We start from the raw sequence: 6,496 nt of genomic DNA, 5'->3' as shown, positions 1-6,496 counted from the left end.
CAACGGCATTATACCCCAGATAAAAATGGCCCCCGGAGACTTTTTGTTTCTTGTTTTTTTTGGGTAGTGGTGCGGTAACACACTGTGTTTTGTTTGTGACACGGAACCTGTCCCCGTTATAACATTTCAATAAATGCCGCAACACGAGTCGCAAGCTGTCCGCTGTTTTCTTCGGAAGAATCCGTTTCCACTGCCATGTAAGGAATTCCGAGAGAATCCTCACAAAGCCTCAGCATTTTGTCTCTTTCCACTGGATATGGGTGGCATGTCTGCAGTGTGACATCCAGAACTCCGTCCACTTTATACTCTTCACAGAGGCGTTCGATCAGCCGGAAACGCAGATCATTCGGAGCCATGATCGCACAGGCGGTATTTTGGTAGCAGTCGGCAAGAGCAGCAATGACATCGCTGTTTTCTGTGTCGAAATGCCGGATGGCAGATTTGACAACTTCACAGTTCTCGATACATACGACAACCCCTCGGTTTTCTTCAACAGTGTGCAGGATTTTCTGGTAAATGCTGCTTAACGGGCATCCGGTTACGAGGATTCGTTTTGCCCGTTTCGGCACAGGACTTTCTCTGCTCAGCAGTTCATCACGGGTTTTTATGTTGGCAGCGATCCGCTCTTCGATATCCGGAATCGTACGATGCTTTTCCAGTGCTTCGAAAATCTCACTTCCCCAGGCAGCCGGCGGAGTCTGGCGCTGGATTTCCATTAGGTTCATAATACTTTCACGCTCACGGTTCAGAAGAGCTCCGGCTGAGTGAATTTTTTCTTCTGTCACATCTACATCAAAACGCTTTTTCAGTTCCCGGATGAGAAAACGGCATTCAGACTGGATGAGCGGTTTCACATAATGGCGGTCAGCACCCTGTGGAACTTGATAAAAATAAACGCGGTCCTGCCGTGAAATCAGTTCGTACATTTTTCGTTTCCCATCGCAGGAAGTCTCGGCGAGAATTAAATCGGCATCTTTGAGAGCCTCATCCTCGCAGATATCACAGCAGTTCTTCACAACCGGACAGACATTGCGGGGGAGAAGCCGTGAGGCTGCATCTTTTACACCCCGCACATAGGGGATCCGAAGCGGGATCATATCTGCGGCGAGAAGAATTTCCTGAGGCACATGGGAACAGAATAAAACAGCCACTTTTTTCCCGGTTTTGTGGCAGTCATCGATCAGTTGCTGCAAATTCTGATTATTCATGTGCAGCCTCCTTTCCCATACGAATCATTTCAAGGAAAGCTTCAATTCGGGTGCGGATCTGTCCTGCATCACCTGGGTAAAAATCGGTCTCAATATGTAGGAGCGGGATGCCCATCTCTTCACAGACACGACGGATATTTTCGGTTTCGATGGCAAATGGGTTGCAGGAATGCAGCGTGATGCTCACATACCCGTCTGCGTGCCATTCTTTAATCGTTTCTCTGACCTGATCCATACGCCGGTAGTTCGGAGAGACAACTGCACAAGGAACTTCAATATATTTTTCCGCGATACGGACATATGGATCACGGCTGCGGTCTTCATCGACCAGACGGCGGCGTGAGGAAATGCCGCAGCAGCCTTCATAACAGACGATGGCGCCGCCAAGTTCTTCCATAACATTGATCGTTTTGGCAGAGACTCCGCCGTATCCGCCGCCGGAAACGATCAGACGCGGACGATTCGGATCCGGTTCATATGGATAGATACCATCGTGCCAGTTCTTCTCGCACTGGTCAAGAATCTCGTTAATCTTATTATATTTTGCCTCACGGTCGAACATATACTGCTCGCCTTCCATGATGTCGTTCATTTTGGTTCCGGTGATAGCCGGCGGGTCGTATTTACCCAATTCATAGATGCGGGCAGCCTGAATCCTTTCTTTGTTGCACCATTCGATGGACTCGTTCAGCATATCATCCGTGATCGTGACATTGAATTTCTCTTCCAGACCTTTGGCAAATGCTCGGATCTCTTCGGTCCACATTTCCAGAGAACGTTCATAGTCCGGTACATTCGGAAGATGAATGACCTGCATTGGTTTTAATTCCCCAAGAAGTTCGTACATCTTTTTCTTGCCGTCACAGGTTGTTTCACCGACAACCACATCTGAGAAATAAGCATATGGGCAGCTTTCTTCCAGGGCATGTCCGTAACTTGCTTTGATGAGAGGACATAAATTGGCAGGAAGCCTTGTCTCGGCAGTTTTGATGGGATCAGGACTTCGACCACAGAGAGCCACCTGGTAAAGTCCGGCTGCATAGATGATTTCGGATGGGGTGTACTGGCAGAAAGCGCCGCATATTTTTTCACCCTTGTCTTTTAATTCTTTTACTTTGAGGAAGCCTTCCCGTCTGGCTTCCGCGAAATCTTCAAATGTTCAGGCAACGAAGTTGGCATGTCATTTTCCTCCTTTAACGTATTGTAAAACTACTGTGACTGTTCAGAGCCAACCTCGAAAACACTTCGTGTTTCCTCAGTGTGGCGTATCCGCCAAATAGATTTGTACAAAAAAGTGCTCACGAATGCAAGCATTCATCGCCCTTGTTTGACAAATCTGCTTGGCTCTGAACAGTTACAAACTACCTATTATTATATGTTACGAAAATCAAATAGGCAATGAAACAACCGACTTGCATGAAAAGATAATATTTGAATAGTGATTTATTGGGAATTTTGATATTTGAAAAAACCAAGTACCTAAATGGATAATTCCTTTACATTAAAAAAAATGCAGTTAGAATATATTACAGAATTGTTATAAATGCAAGAAACAAACAGAGGAAATAAAGTGAAAGAAAAGAAATCAATTTTACGAAGCACGTGGGCGAAAGCAGTACTGATCGTTTTGCTCGTATTTGCAGGATTTTTAATCCGGGGAAAACTGGATAATGTCTATGAGCAGATGAAGGAAAAAGAGAAGGAAGAGGCCGAGGAAGGGCCGGTTGGAAGAGAACTGGATTATGCGGAAAATGTTTCAGAAGACAATAAGATTCTGCAGGCGTTTCTGGCAGAGTATCCGGGAGCGGAGGTGCTTGTTGCCTGTGAAAATGATTTGACGAACGATGGCCTTGACGATTTGGTCGTCATATACAGGCTGGAGGGGCATACGTGGCTGCTGGTTACAGTGGACTCGGGAAACAGCATTGATTATGGCTTCACAGAAGCGATTCCGGCTCCTGTTGAGAATCAGAAGATTACGTTCAAGAATATAGATGAGAAGGACGAAATGGAATTTGTCCTGCAGGGACAGAAAGGAAATAAAGTGGGATACGGCATTTACAGGGTGGTCGATAATGCACCGATGAACCTCTTTGGAGAAGGAATGGAAGATTGCTGAGATGTCGTGTAAATTAGAGATTTCTAATTAGGGCAATTCAAGTTAAAGATAAAACAAAACGCGTCTATGACGCGTTTTGCTGAATATTAAGGGAAAAACTGGTAGCCTTTTCCCCATACTGTCATCAGATGCTTTGGCTTGGAAGGGGTATCTTCGATTTTGTCACGCAGACGCTTGATGTAGACCAGAATAGTGTTATCATCAGAAGATTCACTTTTCCACACTTTGGAAAAAATCTCCTGCTTCGTAAGGAGCGTTTCCGGATTCTCCATGAAGAAACATAACAGTGCGAATTCTTTTGAGGAGAGCGAAATCTCTTTACCGTCTTTCAGGACAGTCTGTGAATCGAAGTGCAAGGTAAAGCTTCCGCGTTGTGCCACAGTCTGGAGAACAGATGGGGACGACGGTACTGCAGTATATTGCTGTGCTCGTCTTACGATTGCACGGATCTTGGAAACAAGTACTGTTTTGCTGAATGGCTTGGTCATATAATCATCAGCACCAAGCCCCAGACCTTCTACCTGGGCTGAATCTTCCTCACGTCCGCTCAGCAGGATCACGGGAGTCAGAATCTGGCGTTCTCTAAGTTCTTTTAACAAAGATGAAAAAGAATATTCCGAATCTAAATAAATAGATATAATAAATAAATAAGATTATCCATTGCTTTTTTCGATTAGACTAAAGTGTGAATGAGCATTATAATTATAAAAGAAATAGAAATATGGTTTTATGTTATTAAAGGAAGTTGAAAGTAAGTAAAATGCGTTTAGAGTACGTAAGAAGTTTTATTGGAGTTGTAAATTACAAAAGTTTCTCTTTGGCTGCCAAATATCTCTATTTGTCACAGCCGACAATCAGCACACATATCAAACAACTGGAAGCCGAACTGGGGGTACAGCTTTTGGTTCGTTCGACAAAGGATGTTTTGCTTTCTGAGGAAGGAAAGGTATTTTATCCATATGCATTGCAGTTATTAGAGACGGAGAATCAGGCACTGAAACAATTATGCCGAAGTGAAAATGAGATGAACCAAATGGTCAATGTAGCTGTTTCATCGGTGCCGGGGCATTATATGTTTCCGCAGTTTTTGGCTTATTTTCGAACTAAGAATCCAGATATATGTTTCCGGATTTCGGAAGGTGACAGCGGTGATGTTCTGCAGAAAATTTTGGATTATGAAGTAGAAATCGGGATTGGAGGACTTGATAGCGAAAGTGAAAAGATTCATATGGAAATGTTGTTTGAAGATGAGATTATCCTGATTACACCCAACACGGCAAAATACAGGAATATGAACGGAAAATTCCCGGTTGAGCAGATGAGAAAAGAGTGGTTTATAACGCGTGAATTGGGCAGTGGGACAAAGAATGTCTCTGAAAATATAGAACAGGCACTGAAGCTGGATACTACATCATTGCATGTGGCGGCGCAGTTTGAATCTTCAGAGATGGTGCGAAGAGCAGTAGAAGCGGGAGCAGGAATTGCGTTTATCAGTAAAACCGCAGCAAAGGAATCTCTGGATAAGCAGAAAGTACTGGAATTCTCTTTTGGCGGAGTGAATACAAAGCGGAAAATGTACTTAATGTATCACAAAGAGAGGAGACTGGGAGAAGCAGCGGAACAAATGATCGGTACACTTAAAGATTACTGTGTGGAAAAATACAGCATTATATAATGAATAAAAAAGGGTGCTGCCCCATAGATGATGATTTATCTATGGGGCAGCACCCTTTTTAGACGGCGGCAACCTGGTGGACATGCCGTAGATTCCGTCTTTATTATTCTTTCCATCTTAATAATACGCGTTCACAAAGAACTAAGATTGTATCAATAAGGAAGCCGATAAGTCCGGCAATCACCATATAAGCGAGAACCTTCTCTGCCTGCAGTCTTCCTTGTGCTTCCACCATTATGTAACCGAACCCGGCACTTGTCGCAATGAACTCCGCTCATCTTCCGCCAGTTTTGTCTGTCTTTGCTTTTAGTGGCCTGTATCATACGATCGACCTGCTTGTTCTCTCCCAATATTTCACCTCCTTAGTGACGACTCGTAATTTAATGCAGTAAAATAATAACAAAATTTTAACAAGATATAGCAAGAATTCTCCCACCTCTTTAGGTGGCGAGATGAATTGCAAAAAATATGAGAGAACACTTGTTCTAAGGTGCTGGATGTGGTATAATATAATCAGTCGAATAAAAGAAAGGATTGATTATAATATGGATTTGGATAATAATGCACATTCAGTATTTTTGTTATATTATCATTTGATTATGGTTGTGAAATATCGCCGGAAAGTGATAGATGATGTAATATCAAACAGAGCGAAAGAAATATTTGAGTATATTGCACCGAATTATGGGATTACATTGGAAGAATGGAATCATGATGAGGATCATGTACATGTCATGTTCCGTGCGCAGCCGAAGAGCGAGATCAGTAAATTTATCAATGCGTATAAAAGCGCAAGCAGCAGGCTGCTGAAGAAGGAACATCCTGAAATACGGGAAAAACTCTGGAAGGAAGCATTTTGGAGTCAGAGCTTCTGCCTTTTGACAGCAGGAGGTGCACCGGTTGAAATCATTCGCAGATATATTGAAAGCCAGGGTGAAAAGTAATTTGAACAAAGCGTATAAATTCCGGATTTACCCGGATAAAAAACAGGAAGAACTTCTTGCTAAAACATTTGGATGCTGCCGTTTTATTTATAATATCATGCTGGATGACAAGATAAAGGAATATGAGGCAACGAAGAAAATGAGGAAGACGACTCCCGCAGCCTATAAGAAAGAATATCCGTGGCTGAAAGAAGTAGATTCCCTTGCACTGGCGAATGTGCAGCTTCATTTGGAGAAGGCTTATAAGAATTTTTTTGTAAATCCGGTTGTTGGTTTTCCGAAATTCAAGTCCAGACATCGAAGCAGGAAGAGCTATACAACGAATGTGGTGAATGGGAATATTCGTCTGAGAAACGGAAAGATCCGGCTTCCGAAACTGAAGGAAGTGAAGATCAGGAAACATCGGGAAATACCGGAGGGGTATGTCCTGAAGTCGGTAACCATAAGTCAGGAGCCTTCCGGAAAATACTATGCAAGTCTGCTTTATGAGTATGAAGTCTGTGAGAACCAAGCAGAGAAGAGAAAAGAAGCAGAACCGGAAGTGCTGGGG

General features: G+C 43.3%; 6 protein-coding genes and 2 pseudogenes. 4 read left to right on the top strand and 4 right to left on the bottom strand.

Annotated features, from left to right (window positions below; translation table 11 throughout):
• Positions 1 to 116: 116 nt before the first annotated feature.
• A complete protein-coding gene (locus ACTNB3_RS17425) occupies positions 117 to 1,208 on the bottom strand; it encodes a 2-hydroxyacyl-CoA dehydratase (RefSeq protein ID WP_441027209.1) in 1,092 nt (363 codons plus the stop codon).
• A pseudogene (locus ACTNB3_RS17420) lies at positions 1,201 to 2,343 on the bottom strand (double-cubane-cluster-containing anaerobic reductase); the annotation flags it as partial. The pseudogene ACTNB3_RS17420 and the gene ACTNB3_RS17425, both read right to left, overlap by 8 nt.
• Before the next feature lie 435 nt (positions 2,344 to 2,778).
• Between ACTNB3_RS17420 and saoC the strand changes: the two are divergent.
• The gene (gene saoC / locus ACTNB3_RS17415) at positions 2,779 to 3,327 is read left to right on the top strand and encodes a Cys-Cys-COOH (seleno)protein SaoC (RefSeq protein WP_441027208.1); all 549 of its coding nucleotides are present in this window, start codon (positions 2,779 to 2,781) and stop codon (positions 3,325 to 3,327) included.
• 86 nt (positions 3,328 to 3,413) lie between these two features.
• On the opposite strand, the gene ACTNB3_RS17410 is transcribed toward saoC, so the two are convergent.
• Positions 3,414 to 3,926: a response regulator transcription factor gene (locus ACTNB3_RS17410; RefSeq protein ID WP_441027206.1), complete on the bottom strand. Its 513-nt coding sequence runs from the start codon at positions 3,924 to 3,926 to the stop codon at positions 3,414 to 3,416.
• Positions 3,927 to 4,072: 146 nt separating this feature from the next.
• On the opposite strand from ACTNB3_RS17410, the gene ACTNB3_RS17405 reads away from it, so the two are divergent.
• On the top strand, positions 4,073 to 5,002 hold the full coding sequence (locus tag ACTNB3_RS17405) for a selenium metabolism-associated LysR family transcriptional regulator (protein ID WP_441027204.1): 930 nt from the start codon (positions 4,073 to 4,075) through the stop codon (positions 5,000 to 5,002).
• 103 nt (positions 5,003 to 5,105) lie between these two features.
• Here ACTNB3_RS17405 and ACTNB3_RS17400 read toward each other — a convergent pair.
• Positions 5,106 to 5,276 (bottom strand): annotated as a pseudogene (locus ACTNB3_RS17400) (ABC transporter permease subunit SaoP); the annotation flags it as partial.
• Between the two features lie 271 nt (positions 5,277 to 5,547).
• Here ACTNB3_RS17400 and tnpA point away from each other — a divergent pair.
• Together tnpA and ACTNB3_RS17390 are read left to right on the top strand one after the other, a co-directional pair.
• Positions 5,548 to 5,946: an IS200/IS605 family transposase gene (gene tnpA, locus ACTNB3_RS17395; protein WP_441027202.1), complete on the top strand. Its 399-nt coding sequence runs from the start codon at positions 5,548 to 5,550 to the stop codon at positions 5,944 to 5,946.
• Positions 5,903 to 6,496, top strand: a 594-nt coding sequence (locus ACTNB3_RS17390; protein WP_441027200.1) for an RNA-guided endonuclease TnpB family protein, incomplete at its 3' end; no start/stop codon positions are given. The genes tnpA and ACTNB3_RS17390, both read left to right, overlap by 44 nt.

The sequence above is a fragment of the Bariatricus sp. HCP28S3_D3 genome, from assembly GCF_052065755.1.
GTDB lineage: Bacteria > Bacillota > Clostridia > Lachnospirales > Lachnospiraceae > Allocoprococcus.
Note: the sequence above shows the minus strand (reverse complement) of the source record. Positions and strands in the feature narration are given on the sequence as shown.

What these genes read in the sequence shown, in the direction of transcription:
- ACTNB3_RS17425 (WP_441027209.1), bottom strand. Translation starts at nt 1,208, where the DNA reads ATGAATAATCAGAATTTGCAGCAACTGATCGATGACTGCCACAAAACC.
- tnpA (WP_441027202.1), top strand. Translation starts at nt 5,548, where the DNA reads ATGGATTTGGATAATAATGCACATTCAGTATTTTTGTTATATTATCAT.